Annotated in this window: 16 protein-coding genes; 7 read left to right on the forward strand and 9 right to left on the reverse strand. The window is 60.0% G+C overall.

The features are described from left to right. Positions 1 to 88 precede the first annotated feature (88 nt). Complete coding sequence (gene trxB, locus AAEZ06_RS23990) at positions 89 to 1,051, reverse strand: thioredoxin-disulfide reductase (RefSeq protein WP_350616556.1); 963 nt, start codon at positions 1,049 to 1,051, stop codon at positions 89 to 91. Positions 1,052 to 1,362: 311 nt separating this feature from the next. On the opposite strand from trxB, the gene cysZ reads away from it, so the two are divergent. Together cysZ and AAEZ06_RS24000 are read left to right on the forward strand one after the other, a co-directional pair. Then, entirely contained in the window at positions 1,363 to 2,118 is a 756-nt protein-coding gene (cysZ, locus tag AAEZ06_RS23995) for a sulfate transporter CysZ (RefSeq protein ID WP_350616558.1), read from the forward strand. Between the two features lie 301 nt (positions 2,119 to 2,419). Further along, positions 2,420 to 3,604, forward strand: a complete 1,185-nt coding sequence (locus tag AAEZ06_RS24000; RefSeq protein ID WP_149411799.1) for a glycosyltransferase family 4 protein — start codon at positions 2,420 to 2,422, stop codon at positions 3,602 to 3,604. On the opposite strand, the gene AAEZ06_RS24005 is transcribed toward AAEZ06_RS24000, so the two are convergent. The 3 genes from AAEZ06_RS24005 to AAEZ06_RS24015 form a co-directional block, all read right to left on the reverse strand. Continuing rightward, positions 3,591 to 4,694 (reverse strand): NADH:flavin oxidoreductase, encoded by a 1,104-nt coding sequence (locus tag AAEZ06_RS24005; RefSeq protein ID WP_350616560.1) that lies wholly within the window; start codon positions 4,692 to 4,694, stop codon positions 3,591 to 3,593. The genes AAEZ06_RS24000 and AAEZ06_RS24005 overlap by 14 nt on opposite strands. 148 nt (positions 4,695 to 4,842) lie before the next feature. Next, entirely contained in the window at positions 4,843 to 5,325 is a 483-nt protein-coding gene (locus AAEZ06_RS24010) for a glutathione peroxidase (RefSeq protein ID WP_149411721.1), read from the reverse strand. Between the two features lie 135 nt (positions 5,326 to 5,460). Further along, complete coding sequence (locus AAEZ06_RS24015; protein ID WP_149411722.1) at positions 5,461 to 5,946, reverse strand: FKBP-type peptidyl-prolyl cis-trans isomerase; 486 nt, start codon at positions 5,944 to 5,946, stop codon at positions 5,461 to 5,463. Here AAEZ06_RS24015 and AAEZ06_RS24020 point away from each other — a divergent pair. Genes AAEZ06_RS24020 through yihG form a run of 3 tightly spaced genes read left to right on the forward strand, consistent with a single transcriptional unit; the run spans position 5,945 to position 9,304 of the window. Beyond that, on the forward strand, positions 5,945 to 6,253 hold the full coding sequence (locus AAEZ06_RS24020) for a DUF3565 domain-containing protein (RefSeq protein WP_350616589.1): 309 nt from the start codon (positions 5,945 to 5,947) through the stop codon (positions 6,251 to 6,253). The two genes, AAEZ06_RS24015 and AAEZ06_RS24020, sit on opposite strands and share 2 nt — an antisense overlap. A 48-nt stretch (positions 6,254 to 6,301) precedes the next feature. After that, positions 6,302 to 8,401: a phosphate acetyltransferase gene (gene pta, locus AAEZ06_RS24025; protein ID WP_149411723.1), complete on the forward strand. Its 2,100-nt coding sequence runs from the start codon at positions 6,302 to 6,304 to the stop codon at positions 8,399 to 8,401. Next, complete coding sequence (yihG, locus tag AAEZ06_RS24030; RefSeq protein WP_149411724.1) at positions 8,402 to 9,304, forward strand: 1-acylglycerol-3-phosphate O-acyltransferase, YihG family; 903 nt, start codon at positions 8,402 to 8,404, stop codon at positions 9,302 to 9,304. Positions 9,305 to 9,473: 169 nt separating this feature from the next. On the opposite strand, the gene cysN is transcribed toward yihG, so the two are convergent. From cysN to AAEZ06_RS24045, 3 genes are all read right to left on the reverse strand, one after another. Beyond that, on the reverse strand, positions 9,474 to 11,372 hold the full coding sequence (cysN, locus tag AAEZ06_RS24035; RefSeq protein WP_149411725.1) for a sulfate adenylyltransferase subunit CysN: 1,899 nt from the start codon (positions 11,370 to 11,372) through the stop codon (positions 9,474 to 9,476). A gap of 9 nt (positions 11,373 to 11,381) precedes the next feature. Further along, positions 11,382 to 12,299: a sulfate adenylyltransferase subunit CysD gene (gene cysD, locus AAEZ06_RS24040; protein ID WP_350616564.1), complete on the reverse strand. Its 918-nt coding sequence runs from the start codon at positions 12,297 to 12,299 to the stop codon at positions 11,382 to 11,384. Between the two features lie 134 nt (positions 12,300 to 12,433). Next, the gene (locus AAEZ06_RS24045; protein ID WP_350616566.1) at positions 12,434 to 13,192 is read right to left on the reverse strand and encodes a Nif3-like dinuclear metal center hexameric protein; all 759 of its coding nucleotides are present in this window, start codon (positions 13,190 to 13,192) and stop codon (positions 12,434 to 12,436) included. Positions 13,193 to 13,294: 102 nt separating this feature from the next. Here AAEZ06_RS24045 and algW point away from each other — a divergent pair, with 102 nt between their 5' ends. Next, the gene (gene algW, locus AAEZ06_RS24050) at positions 13,295 to 14,449 is read left to right on the forward strand and encodes a Do family serine endopeptidase AlgW (RefSeq protein WP_149411728.1); all 1,155 of its coding nucleotides are present in this window, start codon (positions 13,295 to 13,297) and stop codon (positions 14,447 to 14,449) included. 75 nt (positions 14,450 to 14,524) lie between these two features. After that, positions 14,525 to 16,633, forward strand: a complete 2,109-nt coding sequence (locus AAEZ06_RS24055; RefSeq protein ID WP_350616568.1) for a TonB-dependent siderophore receptor — start codon at positions 14,525 to 14,527, stop codon at positions 16,631 to 16,633. 9 nt (positions 16,634 to 16,642) lie between these two features. Here AAEZ06_RS24055 and hemH read toward each other — a convergent pair whose 3' ends face one another. Beyond that, entirely contained in the window at positions 16,643 to 17,665 is a 1,023-nt protein-coding gene (gene hemH, locus AAEZ06_RS24060) for a ferrochelatase (protein ID WP_149411730.1), read from the reverse strand. 14 nt (positions 17,666 to 17,679) lie between these two features. Beyond that, positions 17,680 to 18,579: a TIGR01777 family oxidoreductase gene (locus tag AAEZ06_RS24065; protein WP_149411731.1), complete on the reverse strand. Its 900-nt coding sequence runs from the start codon at positions 18,577 to 18,579 to the stop codon at positions 17,680 to 17,682. Positions 18,580 to 18,700: the final 121 nt, after the last annotated feature.

Here is an 18,700-nt window from a genome sequence, read left to right on the forward strand (position 1 = left end):
GTTCCCACGCTCGCGTGGGAACGAGCAGATCATCAGATCGTGCGCATAAAAAAACCGGCCTCGCAGCCGGTTTTTTCATTTCAACGATTTAGAGCGTAGCGTCCTTCAACCCGTCGAGGTAACGCTCGGCATCCAGTGCCGCCATGCAACCGGCGCCGGCGGAAGTAATGGCCTGGCGGTAAATATGGTCAGCCACATCACCGGCGGCAAAGATGCCTTCGATGTTGGTCGCAGTGGCGTTGCCTTCACGGCCGCCCTGCACCACCAGATAACCGTCTTTGGCGGTCAGCATACCTTCGAACAACGAGGTGTTCGGGGTGTGGCCGATGGCGATGAACACGCCGTCGACGGTCAGTTCGTCGAAACTGCCATCGTTGTTTTTCAGGCGAGCACCGGTCACGCCCATGTTGTCGCCCAAGACTTCATCCAGGGTGGCGTTGAGCTTGAGGATGATCTTGCCTTCAGCAACCCGTGCATGCAGCTTGTCGATCAGGATCTTCTCGGCGCGGAAGGTCTCGCGACGGTGAACCAGGGTCACGGTGCTGGCGATATTGGCCAGGTACAACGCCTCTTCCACGGCAGTGTTGCCGCCACCGACTACGGCAACCGGTTTGTTGCGATAGAAGAAACCGTCGCAGGTGGCGCAAGCAGAAACGCCCTTGCCCATGAACGCTTCTTCTGACGGCAGGCCCAGGTAGCGGGCACTGGCGCCAGTGGCGATGATCAGCGCGTCACAGGTGTAGACGCCGTTGTCGCCGGTCAGGCTGTAAGGCTTTTTCGAGAAGTCGACCGCGTTAATGTGGTCAAAGACGATCTCGGTCTCAAAGCGTTCGGCGTGTTCTTTCATACGCTCCATCAGCACCGGACCGGTCAGGCCATGGACGTCGCCCGGCCAGTTGTCGACTTCGGTGGTGGTGGTCAACTGACCGCCCGCTTGCATGCCGGTGATCAACAGCGGCTTGAGGTTGGCACGGGCAGCGTAGACGGCAGCGCTGTAACCGGCAGGGCCGGAACCGAGAATAATCACTCGCGAATGACGGACTTCAGACATGACTCACTCCTATCGACCGCCCCGAGATACTTGAGCGGAACGCCGGCAGACCGGCTGGAATAAAAAAGGACTGCGAAGCACTTGGGGAAGGCTTGAACTCGCAGGCCCTGAAAAATAATGGGTGTAGCGTATCGAGGGGGGCAAGATTAAGGAAATACGGAATAACAATCCAGCTCATAGGTGGTCTCTATGCTGCCACGCCTATTAATCAACCGGTTTGTTACCGTTAATGTCGACGTACCGGCCGTGCTTTCGCCTTGAATGCAAAGCCGGTAAGGTCAGCGCGTTCGTCACCTTGCCCGGAGTCATCCATGCCCGCCCCCGTCCTCTCAGGCCCACAATACCTGCGCGAAGGTCTCAAACTGATCCTCAGCCCAGGCCTGCGCCTGTTCGTCCTGCTGCCCCTGGCGATCAACCTGATACTGTTCGTCGGATTGATCTATTTTGCCGGCCATCAGTTCAGCCTGTGGGTCGATACGCTGATGCCGACCCTGCCAAGCTGGCTGAGCTTCCTGAATTATCTCCTATGGCCGCTATTCGTGGTGCTGGTGGTGCTGATGGTGTTCTTCACCTTCACCATGCTTGCCAACATCATTGCCGCACCGTTCAACGGCTTTCTCGCGGAAAAGGTCGAAGTGGTGGTGCGTGGCACCGATGACTTCCCGGCCTTCAGTTGGGCCGAGCTGTTCGCCATGGTCCCGCGCACCCTGGCCCGGGAAATGCGCAAGCTGGGCTACTTCCTGCCGCGGGCCATCGGCCTGTTTATCCTGTCGTTCATTCCGGTGGTCAACCTGGTGGCCGCACCGCTGTGGCTGCTGTTTGGGGTGTGGATGATGGCGATCCAGTACATCGACTACCCGGCGGACAACCATAAGCTGGGCTGGAACGAGATGCTCGCCTGGCTGCGTGAAAAACGCTGGCAGAGCATGAGTTTTGGCGGGATCGTCTACCTGGTGTTACTGATCCCGGTGGTCAACTTGCTGATGATGCCGGCGGCGGTGGCCGGAGCGACCTTGTTCTGGGTGCGTGAGCGCGGCGCCGAGGCGATGACGGTGGAAAAGCGCTGACCTGCTTGATTGATCTGGATCATGGTGACAATCCCACATCTGGCACCAATGCTGTTCACTTAAGAAAATCTTGAGGTGAGCAAGAAACCTGTGGGAAGCGCACCCTGTACAGACCGTTGATGCTGATGCTCGGATTGATGCTGGGAGGCGAGGCCAGGGGAGCCGTAGCCGCCAGCGAACCTATCTTGCCGGTGCAACCGGCGAAGACACCGTTTAACTGATCCAGTTGCCGGGCCACGCCGTCATAAATCCATCATCTTAATGACACAATGACGACATGGCCCGCGCCGACACTGGCGTCATGACGACAGCTTCCCTGCACATCACCCTCATTACTGAAACCTTCCCACCGGAGATCAACGGGGTGGCCAATACCCTTGGCCGCCTGTGTGACGGCCTGCGCGCGCGCGGGCATCAGGTGGAACTGGTCCGACCGCGCCAGGGCAGCGACCAAAGCCGTGCCAGTGACGAGAGCCTATTGCTGTGTCGCGGCTGGCCGCTGCCTGGGTATCCAGGCCTGCAATGGGGGCAATCGTCGATGCACAAGCTGCTGCGCCGCTGGAAGCGCCAACGCCCGGATGTGTTGTACATCGCCACCGAAGGCCCGCTGGGCTTATCGGCACTGCGTGCGGCACGGCGTTTGGGAATCAGCGTGGTCAGCGGTTTTCACACCAACTTCCAGCAGTACACCCGCCAATATGGCCTGGGCATGTTGAGCCGGGTGTTGACCCACTACTTGCGCTGGTTTCACAACCGCTCGACCCTGACCCTGGTTCCCAGCGTCAGTCAGCGCCTGGAACTGGAGCGCCGTCACTTCGAGCGCCTGGAACTGTTGTCACGGGGCGTCGACAGTCAGTTGTTTCATCCGGCCAAACGCGACAATGCCTTGCGCGAACGCTGGGGCCTGGGGAACGAGGACATTGCGGTGCTGCATGTCGGACGCCTCGCACCAGAGAAAAACCTGGGGCTGCTCAAACGCTGCTTCGATTCGCTGCAGGCCACTTATCCACAGCGGCAGCTAAAGCTGATCATCGTCGGTGACGGGCCCCAACGAGAAATGCTGAGAAAAGCGCTGCCCGAGGCAATTTTTTGCGGTACTCAACGCGGCGAGGAGCTGGCTCGGCACTATGCCTCGGGGGATCTGTTTCTGTTTCCCAGCCTGACCGAAACCTTCGGCAATGTGGTGCTGGAAGGCATGGCTTCAGGGCTCGGTGTGGTGGCTTACGACCAGGCGGCCGCCACCCAGCATATTCGCCATGGCTACAGTGGCGTGCTGGCGATGCCAGGGGATGAGGAAGCGTTTTGCGACGCAGCCAACTGGCTACTGGAAGAACACGAGAGTTTGCGGCGGGTGCGGCTCAATGCAAGGCAGCATGCCAGTCGGCAGGGTTGGCCAGCGATTATCGAGCAGTTTGAACGACAGTTGCGCGGGGTGTGTGAGGACGGGCAGCAACTGCCCGTCCTGCCGCCACTTACACCAAAGTAGTCAACGCTTCACGGCTGAACGGCAAAATATCGCCCTCACGCCCTTCGCGCACCTTCACCGCCCAGTCCGGGTCCACCAGCAGCGCACGGCCGACGGCTACCAGATCGAACTCATCGTTGTTCAGGCGTTCCAGGAGCTTTTCCAGGCTTGCCGGCTGCGCGATCTTGTCGGTATTGACCATAAATTGCAGGAACTCGCCGTCCAGGCCGACGCTGCCCACGGTGATGGTTGGCTTGCCGGTGAGCTTGCGGGTCCAGCCGGCCAGATTCAGTTCGGAGCCTTCGAACTCTGGCTCCCAGAAACGGCGGGTGGAACAGTGGAAAATATCCACGCCCGCTTCGGACAGCGGCTTGAGGAACTCACCCAGCGCTTCAGGGGTTTGCACCATGCGCGCGGTGTAATCCTGCTGCTTCCACTGGGAGAAACGCAAAATGATCGGGAAGTCCGGTCCCACTGCGGCGCGGGTCGCTTGAATCAACTCGATGGCAAACCGCGAGCGGTTAGCCAGGCTGCCACCGTATTCGTCGGTGCGCTGGTTGCTGCCTTCCCAGAAGAACTGGTCCACCAGGTAACCGTGGGCACCGTGGATTTCCACGCCGTCCATACCGATGCTCTGCGCATCCTTGGCGGCCTGGGCGAAGGCGGCGATAACTTCCTTGATGTCCTGGACCGTCATGCCATGGACCACAACGTTGCCGTCCTTGAGCTTTTCGGTCGGACCATAAGCCGGCACGCTGGCATCAGGCTCAGTGCCGATGCGGCGCACGCTACCCACATGCCACAGCTGCGGGACTATTTTGCCGCCTTCGGCGTGCACGGCATCGACCACTTTTTTCCAGCCGGCCAGCGCTGCTTCGCCGTAGAAGTGCGGGACGTTCGGGTAACCGTTGGAGGCTTGATGCCCGACCACGGTGCCTTCGGTGATGATCAGGCCCACACCCGCGGCAGCACGACGGCGGTAGTACTCAATCACCTTGGAATTAGGTACGCCGCCCGGTGAAAACGAGCGGGTCATCGGCGCCATGACCACGCGGGTCGACAGTTGCAGTGCACCGAGCTGGAAGGGTTTGAACAGAGCTTGGACAGGCATGGGAGCACTCCACGGGAGAAGGATTTTATGACAAGGATAATATGGAGCGCGCGTTGTGCTGAACAGCACTATTGATTGCAGTGATTAAAGGGTAAAAGCAGGACAATTATTGTTGGAGCGAGCTTGCTCGCCCCTTGTGAGGCTGTGTTCAGCTCAGGGCTTTCTCGATGGCCTGGACCACGGTCGGATCATCAGGTGCAGTACGCGGTGAGAAGCGCGCCAATACCCGACCATCTTTGCCCAACAGGAATTTTTCGAAGTTCCAGGTGACATCCCCAGGAAACTCCGCACCCTCGCCCGCCAGCAGCCGGTACAACTGGTGACGCTCAGGGCCATTGACCTCAAGCTTGCTGCCCAACGGAAAAGTCACGCCGTAGTTGAGGCTGCAAAACGCCTGGATTTCTTCCTCGGTGCCTGGCTCCTGGCCGGCAAATTGATTGCACGGCAGACCCAGCACGGTAAAACCCTGGTCTTTGTATTGCTGGTAGAGGTTTTCCAGCGCCGCATATTGCGGTGTCAAACCACACTTGGAGGCCACGTTGACCACCAGCACGACTTGCCCCTTGAAGGGCGCCAGAGGCAGCTCCTGACCATCCAGGGCTTTGAGTTTAAGGTCGTGGAAAGCACTCATGACGAACTCCGATTTCCCATGTTCTTCGCAAAACGGCAGTTCGAGATTACAACCGCCAAGTCGGCAATAATAGCCGCCGATTAAAAAAGGCGCCCGAAGGCGCCTTTATCCAACTGACAGAGCGTAGCCCATCAATCAGTGGTGGTGACCGCCTTCGCCGTGAACGTGGCCGTGGGCCACTTCTTCCTGGGAAGCATCGCGCACATCAACGATCTTGACCTGGAAGGTCAGGCGCTGGCCTGCCAGCGGGTGGTTGCCATCGACTGTAACGTCATCGCCGTCCAGGTCGCGGATGGTGACGATCTGCATCTGGCCGTCCGGAGCGGATGCGTGGAACTGCATGCCCACTTCCATCTCGTCGACGCCTTCGAACATGCTGCGGCTCAGGGTGCTGACCAGTTCGGCAGCGTATTCGCCATAAGCATCTTCAGGTTCTACGGCAACGGTCAGTTCATCACCGACCTTCTTGCCTTCCAGGGCCTTTTCCAGGCCTGGGATGATGTTACCTGCGCCTTGCAGGTAGACCAGCGGCGCGCCGCCGGCGGAGCTGTCGATGACCTCACCAGCGTCGTTGGTCAGGGTATAGTCGATGGAGACAGCCTTATTGGCGGCGATCAGCATGGGGCGAGACCTTTTGCATAAGAATGAAGAACGGACAAGTCTAAACAAGGATTTGCCCGAAAGCGAACAGAACCCGGACGGACGGAGTCGATCAATAGACCCGACGGTCATCGGTTTTCATCAGGATGAAGACCAGCATTGGGTCGTCGAGCTTTCCTGTGGCCACACCCAGCACCTGCGCCACCAGCCACCCTGGCAATCCCGGGCCTGGGTACAAGATCGTGCACAACGCCTGGAAAAAATAGGCCAGCGCTTTGACTGTGGCTGGTGCGCGCAGGGCTCAGTTAGGGATAACCTTAGGGATTGAAGTTCGGTTACAGGCCAGACATAGGCTTGAACCCATCAGAGAATTCGCATGCAGACTTTTTTTATCGCGCCCACCGATTTCGGTGTGGGTCTGACCTCCATCAGCCTTGGGCTGGTGCGTACCCTTGAACGGGCCGGGCTGAAAGTCGGCTTTTTCAAACCGATTGCCCAACCGCACCCCGGCGACACCGGGCCGGAGCGCTCCACCGAACTGGTGGCCCGCACCCACGGTCTGAAGCCGCCCCAGCCCCTGGGCCTGGCCCATGTCGAGCGGATGCTCGGCGACGGCCAGCTCGATGAGCTGCTGGAAGAAATCATAACCCTTTACCAACAGGCCGCCGTGGGCAAGGACGTGCTGATCGTCGAAGGCATGGTGCCGACCCGCAGCGCCAGCTATGCGGCTCGGGTCAACCAGCACCTGGCTAAAAGCCTGGATGCCGACGTGATCCTAGTCTCAGCCCCGGAAAACGACGTGCTCACCGAGCTATCGGGCCGCGTGGAACTGCAAGCCCAACTGTTCGGTGGGCCGAAGGACCCGAAAGTCCTCGGCGTGATCCTCAACAAGGTGCGCACCGACGAAAGCATGGAAGCCTTCTCCGCGCGCCTCAAAGAGCATTCGCCGTTGCTACGCAGTGGCGACTTCCGCCTGCTGGGTTGCATTCCCTTCCAACCGGAACTCAACGCCCCGCGCACCCGTGACGTCGCCGACCTGATGGGCGCGCAGATACTCAACGCCGGGGATTACGAAACTCGGCGCATGACCAAGATCATCATTTGCGCGCGCACCATGCGCAATACCGTGGAGCTGCTCAAGCCCGGCGTATTGGTGGTGACGCCGGGGGATCGCGACGACATCATCCTCGCCGTCAGCCTCGCCGCCATCAACGGCGTGCCATTGGCCGGCCTGCTGCTGACCAGCGACACCCTGCCCGACCCTCGGATCATGGACCTGTGCCGTGGTGCGTTCCAGGCCGGGCTACCGGTGTTGTCGGTGAGCACCGGCTCGTACGAGACCGCCAACCAGCTCAACAGCCTGAACAAGGAAATCCCGATTGATGACCGCGAGCGCGCGGAGATCATCACCGACTTCGTCGCCAGCCACCTGGACGCCCGCTGGCTGCACCAGCGCTGCGGTACGCCACGGGAAATGCGCCTGTCGCCGGCGGTGTTCCGCTATCAGTTGATCCAGCGCGCCCAGGCGGCCAACAAGCGCATCGTTTTGCCGGAAGGCAGCGAACCGCTGACTGTGCAGGCTGCAGCGATCTGCCAGGCGCGGGGCATTGCCCGATGCGTGCTGCTGGCCAAACCGGCGGACGTGGAAGCAGTGGCTCGCGCCCAGGGCATCGAACTGCCCGAAGGGCTGGAGATTCTTGACCCTGATCTGATTCGCCAGCGTTATGTCGAGCCAATGGTGGCCTTGCGCAAGAGCAAAAGCCTCAACGCGCCGATGGCTGAGCAGCAGCTTGAAGACACTGTGGTAATCGCCACGATGATGCTGGCGCTGGATGAAGTCGACGGCCTGGTCTCGGGCGTCATCCACTCCACCGCCAACACCATCCGCCCAGCCCTGCAGCTGATTAAAACGGCGCCGGGCTGCACCCTGGTGTCGTCAGTATTCTTCATGCTGTTCCCCGAGCAGGTGCTGGTCTACGGCGACTGCGTGATGAACCCGCACCCAAGCGCGGCGGAACTGGCGGAGATCGCCCTGCAAAGCGCCGACTCGGCCGCCGCCTTCGGCATCACCCCGCGCGTAGCGATGATCAGCTATTCCAGCGGTGACTCGGCCAGCGGCGAAGAGGTGGAGAAAGTCCGCGAAGCCACCTTGCTCGCCCATGAAGCGCAAAGCTCGCTGCTGATCGACGGCCCGCTGCAGTACGACGCCGCTGCCAACGAAACCGTCGCCCGCCAACTGGCGCCCAACAGCCTGGTCGCGGGCAAGGCCACGGTGTTCGTGTTCCCGGACCTGAACACCGGCAACACCACCCACAAGGCGGTGCAACGCAGCGCCGATTGCGTGAGCCTTGGCCCGATGTTGCAAGGCCTGCGCAAGCCGGTCAATGATCTGCCCCGTGGGGCCCAGGTGGACGACATTGTCTACACCATCGCCCTGACCGCCATTCAAGCCGCCAACCGACCTATGGATGTCTAAATGCTGGATTTTCTACCTCCCGCCGTGCGCGGGGTGATCGCCTCGCTGTTACTGGCGTTGAACACGATCCTGCTGTGCTCGTTCCTGTTTATCGTGGCGCTGTTCAAGGTGCTGCCGTTCGCCCAGCGCTTCAGCGAGTGGCTGATGAATCACACTCACGAAGCGTGGATCAGTAATAACAAGGCCTGGATGAATCTGGTGCGGCGCACGCGCTGGCAACTGACAGGGCTTGAAGGGCTGGATTATCAGCATTCTTATCTGGTAACCAGCAACCATCAGAGCTGGGTAGACATCATGGTGCTGCAGTACGTGCTCAACCGCCGTATTCGCCCGCTGAAGTTTTTCCTCAAGCAGCAATTGATCTGGGTCCCCGTGATCGGACTGGCCTGGTGGGCGTTGGGCTTCCCGTTCATGAAGCGCTATACCAAGGCCTACCTGGAAAAATATCCGGACAAGAAAGGCAAAGACCTGGAAACCACCCGCAAGACCTGCGCGAAGTTTCGCCACAACCCGGTGGGCATTTTCAACTTCGCCGAGGGCACGCGGTTTACTGAGGGCAAGCATGCCCAGCAGAAATCACCGTTTCGCTACCTACTCAAGCCCAAGGCCGGCGGCATTGCGTTTGTGCTGGATGCCATGGGTGAACAACTGAAGTCGCTGGTGAACGTGACCATTCACTACCCTAGCGGGCGGCCCGGCTATTGGGATTTGCTGTGTGGCAATGTGCAGGATGTGGTGGTGCAGTTCGAAGAGGTGCAGATCCCGGCCGAGTTCATTGGCAAAAATTATGAGCAGGATGGGGAGTATCGGTTGCAGTTCCAGGGGTGGATCAATGGGTTGTGGGAAGAGAAGGATCTGTTGCTGGAAAAGCTGCACCGCGACTTCCCCGCGCGCCCTTTGTAGGAGCAAACTTGCTCGCGATGGTCGTTAACGATAACGCTGTTAGCCTGACACCCAACGGCACTCTCGGGTTTTTCGCGAGCAAGCTCGCGCCTACAAATGATCCAGGTTGATGCCATGAAAAAGCCCGCCACCGAGTGATCGGTGGCGGGCTCTTTTGTAGCGACGATGTTTAGATCGCGCCGCGCTGACGCAACAGCTCCAGCACTTGTTTGACGCTTTCTTCCAGCGACAACGCCTGGGTGTCGATCACCAGATCGGCGTTCAACGGCACGTCGTACGGGAAGGACTCGCCAGGGATGTTATCCCCGCCCGCCGCATACAAGCCTTGCGGATCACGCTCGGCGCATACCAGCGGCGACGCCTGCACATACACCGTCAGCAGACGATCAGCACCAATCAGCGCCTTGGCCTGTTCGCGGCCTTCGGAATCCGGGGCGACGAAGGCGGCCAAGGTCAACAGGCCAGCTTCGTTGAACTGACGCGCCACGTGGGCGGCACGACGCCAGTTCTCGGTACGCCCGGCGCGATCTTGTGGCAGACCTTTATTCAGGTCATGGCGCAGGTTCTGGCCATCGAGCACAAACACCGCACGGCCCAAGTCGAACAGCTTGCGCTCAACCGCATAGGCCAAGGTGCTTTTGCCCGCGCCGGACAGGCCGCTGAACAACACGGTGGCTGGCTCCTGGCCGAAGCGCTGGGCGCGCTCTTCGGTGGCTACATGGGCCAACTTGCCGTGCTGCGCCGCGCTGCCATGAGTCACCGGCTGGGCGATAATCATGCCTGCCGCGACGGTGCCGTTGGTCAAACGGTCGATGACGATGAACGAACCCGTGGTGCGGTTGCTGGCATAACCATCGAGGGCGATGGCGGCATCGAGGCTGACCTTGACCCGGCCGATCTCGTTCAACTGCAAGGCACTGGCCGGGCCTTCGGCCAAGGTGTTCACGTCGACACGGTGGACGATGCTGGTAATGGAACCTGGCACGTAACTGGTGGCGCGCTTGATGTCGTATTTCTTGCCCGGCAGCATCGGTTCTTCAGCCATCCACACCAGCATGGCGTCGAAGGCGTCGGTCACTTGCGGCACGTTGTCGGCATGCACCAGCAGGTCGCCACGGGAGATGTCGATCTCGTCCTCCATGGTCAGGGTCACGGCCTGGCCGGGACCTGCGTGTTCCAGTTCACCTTCGAAGGTGACGATGGATTTGACGCGGCTGCTCTTGCCCGACGGCAGCACCACGACTTCGTCGCCCTTGTGCACGATACCGCTGGCCAGGGTGCCAGCAAAACCACGGAAGTTCAGGTTCGGACGGTTGACGTACTGCACCGGGAAACGCAGGTCGGTGTAGTTGCGATCGTTGGCGATCTCGACGGTTTCAAGGATCTCCATCAGCGACTGGCCGGTGTACCAGGGCGAGCGCTCGCTCTTGTTCACCACGTTGTCGCCCTTGAGCGCCGACATCGGCACAAAGGTCATGGTGCTCGGCTTGAAGGCGATGCCATCGGCAAACTTCAAGTAGTCGGCCTTGATCGACTCGAACACGCTTTCATCAAAGCCGTTGAGGTCCATCTTGTTGATCGCGACGACGATGTGCTTGATGCCCAGCAACGAGGCGATAAAGCTGTGGCGACGGGTCTGGGTCTGCACGCCGTAGCGGGCATCCACCAGGATAATCGCCAGGTCACAGGTGGAAGCACCGGTGGCCATGTTGCGGGTGTACTGCTCATGGCCAGGGGTGTCGGCGATGATAAATTTACGCTTGGCAGTGGAGAAATAGCGGTAAGCCACATCAATGGTGATGCCCTGCTCACGCTCGGCCTGCAGGCCGTCGACCAGCAACGCCAGGTCGATATCGTCACCGGTGGTGCCGACTTTCTTCGAATCGCGGGTGATGGCTTCCAGATGGTCTTCGTAGATCATTTTGGAGTCGTGCAGTAGGCGCCCAATAAGGGTGCTCTTGCCGTCGTCGACGTTGCCACAGGTCAGAAAGCGCAGCATTTCCTTGCGTTCGTGCTGGCTCAGGTAGGCGAGGATGTCCTCGCTGATCAAATCAGATACGTGCGACATGACAACCCCTTAGAAATAACCCTGACGTTTTTTGTCTTCCATGGAGCCTGCGCCATCGTGGTCGATGACACGGCCCTGGCGCTCGGAAGTTCGCGTCAGGAGCATTTCCTGAATGATGTCCGTCAGGCTTTCAGCCTCGGACTCCACCGCGCCCGTCAACGGGTAGCAGCCAAGGGTACGGAAACGTACTTTCTTTTTGACGATACGGGCTTTGTCTTCGTCGGACAGGTACTTAAGGATGCGGTCGTCGTCGATCATGATCAACGTACCGTTTTTCTCGATCACATCGCGTTCGGCGGCGAAGTACAGCGGCACGATCGGGATGCCTTCAAGGTAGATGTACTGCCAGATGTCCAGCTCGGTCCAGTTGGACAGCGGGAACACACGGATCGACTCGCCCTTGTTGACGTTGCCGTTGTAGACGTTCCACAACTCAGGGCGCTGGTTTTTCGGGTCCCAGCGGTGCTTACTGTCGCGGAATGAGTACACGCGCTCTTTGGCACGGGATTTCTCTTCATCGCGACGGGCGCCGCCGAAAGCTGCGTCGAAACCATACTTGTCGAGGGCCTGCTTCAGGCCTTCAGTCTTCATGATGTCGGTGTGCTTGGCGCTGCCGTGGGTAAACGGATTGATGCCTTGCGCCACACCGTCAGGGTTGACGTGGGTGATCAGCTCCAGGCCCAGCTCTTCGACCATACGGTCGCGGAACGTGTACATCTCCTGGAATTTCCACTGGGTGTCGACGTGCATCACCGGAAACGGCAGCTTGCCGGGGAAGAATGCCTTGCGCGCCAAGTGCAGCATCACGGCGGAGTCTTTACCGATCGAGTAGAGCATCACCGGGTTATCGAACTCGGCGGCGACCTCGCGGATGATGTGGATGCTTTCCGCCTCCAGCTGTTTCAGATGCGTCAGTTTGTCGACCATGGCTACTCACGAAAACGATCTTATGGACGGCCAACGGGCCGTGTTCGAGCGAGGCATGCTAGCACAGCACCTGCTTCTAATCAGGGCGCTGGATAGATCGAAACGATATATGAATATGCCGGTGGGTTTGGCTCTCAAATCGGGTTGGGGCAGTCAATGAATATATGCTCCAGGGCAAAGCGCCTTGCCAGGTAATCCCCCAACGCCTGCACCCCATAGCGCTCGGTGGCGTGATGCCCGGCTGCAATAAAGCTGATGCCGTTTTCCCGAGCACTATGGAACGTCTGCTCGGAGGCTTCACCGCTCAGGTACAGATCGACTCCCGCCAGCACGGCCTGATCGATGTAGCCCTGGCCGCCGCCGGTGCACCAGCCGACGCGGCGGATCATTTCGCTGCCTTCGATCAACAAGGGCTCGCGGCCCATGGCTTCCTGCACGCGGCGAGCGAAGTCACGGGGCGACACGGGCTCTGCCAGGGAACCGACCAGGCCGACGACCTTGAGGTTGTCCGGGTCCAGTGGGCCTTCAACGGTGATATCCAACTGCCTGGCAAGCTGCACGTTGTTGCCAACCTCCGGGTGCAGATCCAAAGGCAGGTGATACGCCAGCAAGCTGATGTCGTGCTTGAGCAAGGTCTTGAGGCGGCGCTGTTTCATGCCGGTGATGCACGGGTTTTCGCCTTTCCAGAAATAACCGTGGTGCACCAGCACCAGATCGGCCTGGGCTTCAACCGCTGCGTCCAGCAATGCCTGGCTGGCGGTCACGCCGCTGACGATGCGCAGCACTTGCGGCCGGCCCTCAACCTGCAGGCCATTGGGGCAGTAATCGGCAATTTTTGCGCTGCCTAGGTAGCGATCTGCTTCTTCTACGAGGGTGCTCAGGGCGACGGCCATAAAAGACTCCTAAATATCCCGTTCAGAGGCGCTCGCGGCCTCGTATAATGCGCCACATTATGGGCGCTCCCGCGCCCCCTGCAACCTGTCAGGATTTGCTTAATGCTCAAGGCACTGCGTTTTTTTGGATGGCCATTGCTGGCCGGCGTGCTGATTGCCACGCTGATTATTCAGCGTTATCCCCAATGGGTCGGCCTGCCGAGCCTGGACGTCAACCTGCAACAGGCACCGCAAACCAGCGCGGTGCAACAGGGCCCGGTGACCTATGCCGATGCGGTGACCGTCGCAGCGCCCGCCGTGGTCAACCTGTACACCACCAAAGTCATCAACAAACCGGCGCACCCTCTGTTTGAAGACCCGCAGTTCCGGCGTTTCTTCGGTGACAACTCGCCCAAGCAGCGGCGCATGGAATCGAGCCTCGGCTCCGGGGTGATCATGAGCCCGGAAGGCTACATCCTCACCAACAACCACGTGACCACCGGCGCCGACCAGATCGTCGTCGCCCTGCGTGATGGCCGGGAAACCCTGGCCCGCGTGGTCGGCAGCGACCCGGAAACCGATCTCGCAGTACTGAAAATCGATTTGAAGAACCTGCCGTCGATCACCATCGGCCGCTCCGAAGGCTTGCGGGTCGGTGACGTCGCATTGGCCATCGGCAACCCGTTTGGTGTCGGCCAGACGGTGACCATGGGCATCATCAGCGCCACCGGGCGCAATCAACTGGGCCTCAACAGCTACGAAGACTTTATCCAGACCGACGCCGCAATCAACCCCGGCAACTCCGGCGGCGCGCTGGTGGATGCCAGCGGCAACCTGACCGGGGTCAACACCGCAATTTTCTCCAAATCCGGTGGTTCCCAAGGCATCGGCTTCGCGATCCCGGTAAAACTGGCCACCGAAGTGATGAAGTCAATCATCGAGCACGGCCAAGTGATTCGTGGCTGGCTGGGGATTGAAGTGCAGCCGCTGACCAAGGAGTTGTCAGAATCCTTTGGTTTGACAGGGCGGCCAGGAATCGTCATCGCGGGGATCCTGCGGGGTGGCCCGGCCGAGAAAGCCGGCATGCAGGTCGGCGATGTGATCCTCAGTATCGACGGCGAACCGGCTGGCGATGGCCGCAAGTCGATGAACCAGGTGGCGCGGATAAAACCCACTGAGAAAGTTGCCATCCAGGTGATGCGCAACGGCAAAGAGATCAAGCTGTCGGCAGAAGTCGGGTTGCGGCCGCCGCCCGCGCCAGTAAAAGAACAGGAATAAGGGCAAAGCTCAAAAGAGATACACTCTCATCAGTCATGTTATATTGTTTCAATACTGATATTGGAACGCTCTACCATGACGTCTCGTAAATTTGCTCCACTGGCAGGCATCGCCCTGGGCCTGCTGGTGGACCCGGTGTTCGCCGAAGACACCAACACCGTTGAACTGGACGCCATCAGCGTCACCGCCGACGCTTACGAATCGGCCACCGAGCCGGTCAAGGGCTATCGCGCCACCCGCTCCGCCAGTGCGACCAAGACCGACACCGCCCTGCGAGATATCCCCCAATCGATCAGCGTGATTCCCGCCACGGTGCTCAAGGACCTGGGCAGCACCAATGTCGAGCGTGCCCTGGAGTTTGCCGGCGGCGTGTCCAAGCAGAACAACTTCGGCGGCCTGACCCTCTACGAATACAGCGTGCGCGGCTTCACCACCTCGGAGTTCTACCAGGACGGTTTCAGCGCTAACCGTGGCTACCCGAGCACCCCGGACGCGGCCAATATCGAACGGATCGAAGTGCTCAAGGGCCCTGCCGCCAGCCTTTATGGTCGCGGTGACCCCGGCGGCACCGTCAATATCGTCACCAAAAAACCGCAGCCCGAAGCCTTTACCACTGTGCAGACCAGCGCCGGCAGCTGGGATCGCTACCGCACCGCGGTTGACATCAATACCCCGCTGGACAGCGAAGGCAGCGTGTTGTCGCGGGTCAACCTGGCGGTGGAAGACAACCACAGCTTTCGCGATCACGTGCAGAGCAAGCGCGTGTTCGTCGCACCATCGTTCAGCTGGCAACTGGACCCGGACACCCGCCTGTTGGTGGAAAGTGAATTCGTGCGTCACAGCTCGACCTTCGACCGCGGCATCGTCGCCCCCAATAACCGCTGGAGCGGCGTCTCCCGCTCGACCTTCCTCGGCGAGCCCAACGACGGCGCTATCGACAACCACAACAACCGTCTGCAAGCGACCCTTGAGCATCATCTGAACGATGCCTGGAAACTACGCCTGGCCAGCCATTACAAACAAGGCAGTCTGAGGGGCGAAGCCTCGGAGAACCGCGCAGTGAACGCCGATGGCCACACCATCAACCGCCGTTATCGCGAACGTTCCACCGGTTGGCACGACAGCATCACCCAGCTGGAACTGCGCGGCCTGTTCGACATTGGCAGTTGGCAGCATGAGCTGCTGATCGGTACCGAATACGAGGACTACCGCAAGAAAGAACGGGTGACCGCCATTGCTGGCAGTTACCCCATCGACATCTATAAGCCGATCTACGGCCAGCCCAAACCCAACGGCGCCCGCTCCGGCACCGACTTCTTCGAACAGGTCAAAAGCCAGGCACTGAACCTACAGGACCAGATCGTCTTCACTGACCGTCTGCGGGGCATGGTCGGCGCGCGTTTCGAACACTTCGAACAAAGCACTGACGACTTCACCCATAACCACGCCAAAAGCAAGCAGACCCACGACGCCCTGACCCAGCGCGCCGGCCTGCTGTATCAACTGACGCCTCAAGTCGGTCTGTTTGCCAACGCCTCCACCTCATTCAAGCCCAACAATGGCCTGGACGCTGGCGGTAAATCCTTCAAGCCTGAAGAAGGCGTGGGCTACGAAGTAGGTATCAAGAGTGAGCTGTTCGACGACCGCCTGAGCACCACCCTCGCCGCGTTCCATATCGAAAAGGAAAACGTCCTCACCCTGGACCCGGACACCAACACCAGCCGCGCCATGGGCAAGGCTCGCAGCCAGGGATTTGACCTGCAACTGACCGGGCAATTAACCGACGCTGTGCGGGTCATTGGCGCCTTTGCCTACATCGATGCCGAAGTCACCAAGGGCGACAAGGCCATCCCTGCCGGCAGCCGCATTCTCGGCGTGGCCAAGCGCAGTGGCAGCCTGTTGGGGGTGTATGAGTTTCAGGATGGCCTGCTGCGTGGCTCTGATCTGGGCGCCGCCTTCACCTACGTCGGCGATCGCTCGGGCGAGGCCGGTGGCAGTTTTCAATTGCCGGCCTATCACACCGTCGACCTGCTGGCCCATTACAAAGCCAGCGACAACGTCACGGTGGGCCTGAACCTCAATAACCTGTTCGATGAAAAATACTACGAGCGCTCCTACAGCAACTACTGGGTCAACCCCGGTGAGCCGCGCAATTTCACCGTCAGCCTGACCCTCAACCTGTAACCACGGCGCCTACAATTGCAGCGGCGCTCTTTCACACAACGTATTGAGCGCCGCCGCCCACTGCTCATTATCATTAAGGCACGGCACCAGTACCAACTCCTCGCCCCCCGCCTCACGGAACTGCTCCAACCCGCGATCACCGATTTCTTCCAGGGTCTCGATGCAGTCCGCGACAAACGCCGGGCACATCACCAACAACTTCTTAACCCCTTGCTTGGCCAGCGCTTCCAACCGGGCCTCGGTATAGGGTTCGATCCACTTCGCCCGACCCAGGCGCGACTGGAATGCCACCGACCACTTGCCATCCGGCAAGCCCATGCGCTCGGCAAAAGCCTGGGCGACGCTGAAGCATTGCCCGCGATAGCAAGTGGCCCGGACTTCTGGCGAGGCATTTGCGCAGCAGTCAGAGGCGCCATCGAATGCATGACCAGGATTGAGCTTTGTCAGGTGCCGCTCCGGCAGGCCGTGGAAGCTGAACAACAGGTGATCAAAGTCTTGCTGCAAATGCGGCCTGGCACTGGCCACCAGGGCATCAAGGTATTCCGGCTGATCGTAGAACGGCTGCAGGATCGAGAGTTGCACCTTGAGCTTCTTCTCGCGCACTACCCGCTGGGCTTCTTCAATCACCGTGGTCACGGTGCTGTCGGCAAATTGCGGATACAACGGCGCCAGGGTGACTTTCTGGATGCCCTGGGCGGCCAGGCGAGTCAGCACGCTTTCAATCGACGGTTCGCCGTAGCGCATCGCCAGTTCCACCGGGCCCTGGGTCCACTGGGCAGTCATCTGCTGTTGCAGGCGGCGACTAAGGACTACCAGCGGCGAACCCTCCTCCCACCAGATCGAGGCGTAGGCATGGGCCGATTGCTCGGGACGCTTGATCAGGATCAACGACACCAGCAAACGCCGTACCGGCCACGGCAGGTCGATCACATAAGGGTCCATCAGGAACTGATTGAGGTAGCTGCGCACATCGGCCACCGAAGTGGACGCCGGTGAACCCAGGTTGACCAGTAACAACGCGTGATCCGTCATGCAACATCCTATCTCTAGAGGCGGCTGGACAAGTCATCCAGGGCCGCGTGCAACTCAGTGAACTGAAATGTGAAACCGGCGGCCAACAGCCGTTCCGGGACCGCCTTCTGACCGCCCAGCAACAAGCCGGACAACTCACCCAACCCCACCCGCAGGGCGAAGGCCGGCATGGGCATGAACGCCGGACGGTGCAGTACCTTGCCCAGGGTTTTGGCAAACTCGCGGTTGCGCACCGGATGAGGCGCGCAGGCATTATAAGGACCCCTGGCGTTGCTCTTGTGCAGAAGAAAATCAATCAAGGCGATTTGATCCTTGATATGGATCCATGGCATCCATTGCCGACCATTACCGATGGGCCCGCCCAGCGCCAGTTTAAACGCCAGCAACAGGCGCGACAAAAAGCCGCCCTGCGCCGCCAGCACCAAGCCTGTACGCACCAATACCACGCGTATGCCGAGGGCTTCGGCACGCTGGGCGGTTTCTTCCCAGGCGATACACAGTTGGCTGGGGAAATCGTCCTGCACCGGGCCACTGTCTTCAGTCAGCTCGCGCTCACCGCCGTCGCCGTACCAACCGACCGCAGAACCGGAGATCAACACCGCAGGTTTGTGCTCAAGGCCGTCTAGCCAAGCCAGCAGGGTTTCGGTCAGACTGATCCGACTGCTCCACAACAGGGCCTTGCGTTTATGGGTCCAGAGCCGGTCGGCAATAGGCGCTCCGGCCAGGTTGATCACCGCATCCACCGGCTCCGCCAGGTCTTGCAGACGGGCTATGCCGCGCACCGGATCACCACAGAGTTTGGCCACCTGCTCGGGGCGACGACTCCAGACGCTCAAGCGATGCCCCTGTGCCAGCCAATGTTGGCAGAGCTGGCGACCGATCAGACCCGTACCACCGGTCAGCAAAATATGCATGAGATTTTCCTCGTGTAACGTTCGCCGGCCATCACTGGTCTATTTTATAAGCAGGGATCTTTTTAATCCGGCGCACGTTGGTTTAACCCGCAGGTTTAACCATAGGTCACGCCAAACGTTC

Source organism: Pseudomonas sp. HY7a-MNA-CIBAN-0227 (assembly GCF_040310325.1).
GTDB lineage: Bacteria > Pseudomonadota > Gammaproteobacteria > Pseudomonadales > Pseudomonadaceae > Aquipseudomonas.

Bases quoted from the DNA above. Each gene is read 5' to 3' on its own strand.
- algW (WP_149411728.1), top strand. From the start codon at position 13,295: ATGCTCAAGGCACTGCGTTTTTTTGGATGGCCATTGCTGGCCGGCGTG.
- AAEZ06_RS24015 (WP_149411722.1), bottom strand. From the start codon at position 5,946: ATGCTGATCGCCGCCAATAAGGCTGTCTCCATCGACTATACCCTGACC.
- trxB (WP_350616556.1), bottom strand. From the start codon at position 1,051: ATGTCTGAAGTCCGTCATTCGCGAGTGATTATTCTCGGTTCCGGCCCT.
- AAEZ06_RS24045 (WP_350616566.1), bottom strand. From the start codon at position 13,192: ATGGCCGTCGCCCTGAGCACCCTCGTAGAAGAAGCAGATCGCTACCTA.
- AAEZ06_RS24010 (WP_149411721.1), bottom strand. From the start codon at position 5,325: ATGAGTGCTTTCCACGACCTTAAACTCAAAGCCCTGGATGGTCAGGAG.
- hemH (WP_149411730.1), bottom strand. From the start codon at position 17,665: ATGACGGATCACGCGTTGTTACTGGTCAACCTGGGTTCACCGGCGTCC.
- cysN (WP_149411725.1), bottom strand. From the start codon at position 11,372: ATGTCGCACGTATCTGATTTGATCAGCGAGGACATCCTCGCCTACCTG.
- cysZ (WP_350616558.1), top strand. From the start codon at position 1,363: ATGCCCGCCCCCGTCCTCTCAGGCCCACAATACCTGCGCGAAGGTCTC.
- AAEZ06_RS24020 (WP_350616589.1), top strand. From the start codon at position 5,945: ATGGGGCGAGACCTTTTGCATAAGAATGAAGAACGGACAAGTCTAAAC.
- AAEZ06_RS24005 (WP_350616560.1), bottom strand. From the start codon at position 4,694: ATGCCTGTCCAAGCTCTGTTCAAACCCTTCCAGCTCGGTGCACTGCAA.
- yihG (WP_149411724.1), top strand. From the start codon at position 8,402: ATGCTGGATTTTCTACCTCCCGCCGTGCGCGGGGTGATCGCCTCGCTG.
- cysD (WP_350616564.1), bottom strand. From the start codon at position 12,299: ATGGTCGACAAACTGACGCATCTGAAACAGCTGGAGGCGGAAAGCATC.
- AAEZ06_RS24055 (WP_350616568.1), top strand. From the start codon at position 14,525: ATGACGTCTCGTAAATTTGCTCCACTGGCAGGCATCGCCCTGGGCCTG.
- AAEZ06_RS24065 (WP_149411731.1), bottom strand. From the start codon at position 18,579: ATGCATATTTTGCTGACCGGTGGTACGGGTCTGATCGGTCGCCAGCTC.
- pta (WP_149411723.1), top strand. From the start codon at position 6,302: ATGCAGACTTTTTTTATCGCGCCCACCGATTTCGGTGTGGGTCTGACC.
- AAEZ06_RS24000 (WP_149411799.1), top strand. From the start codon at position 2,420: ATGACGACAGCTTCCCTGCACATCACCCTCATTACTGAAACCTTCCCA.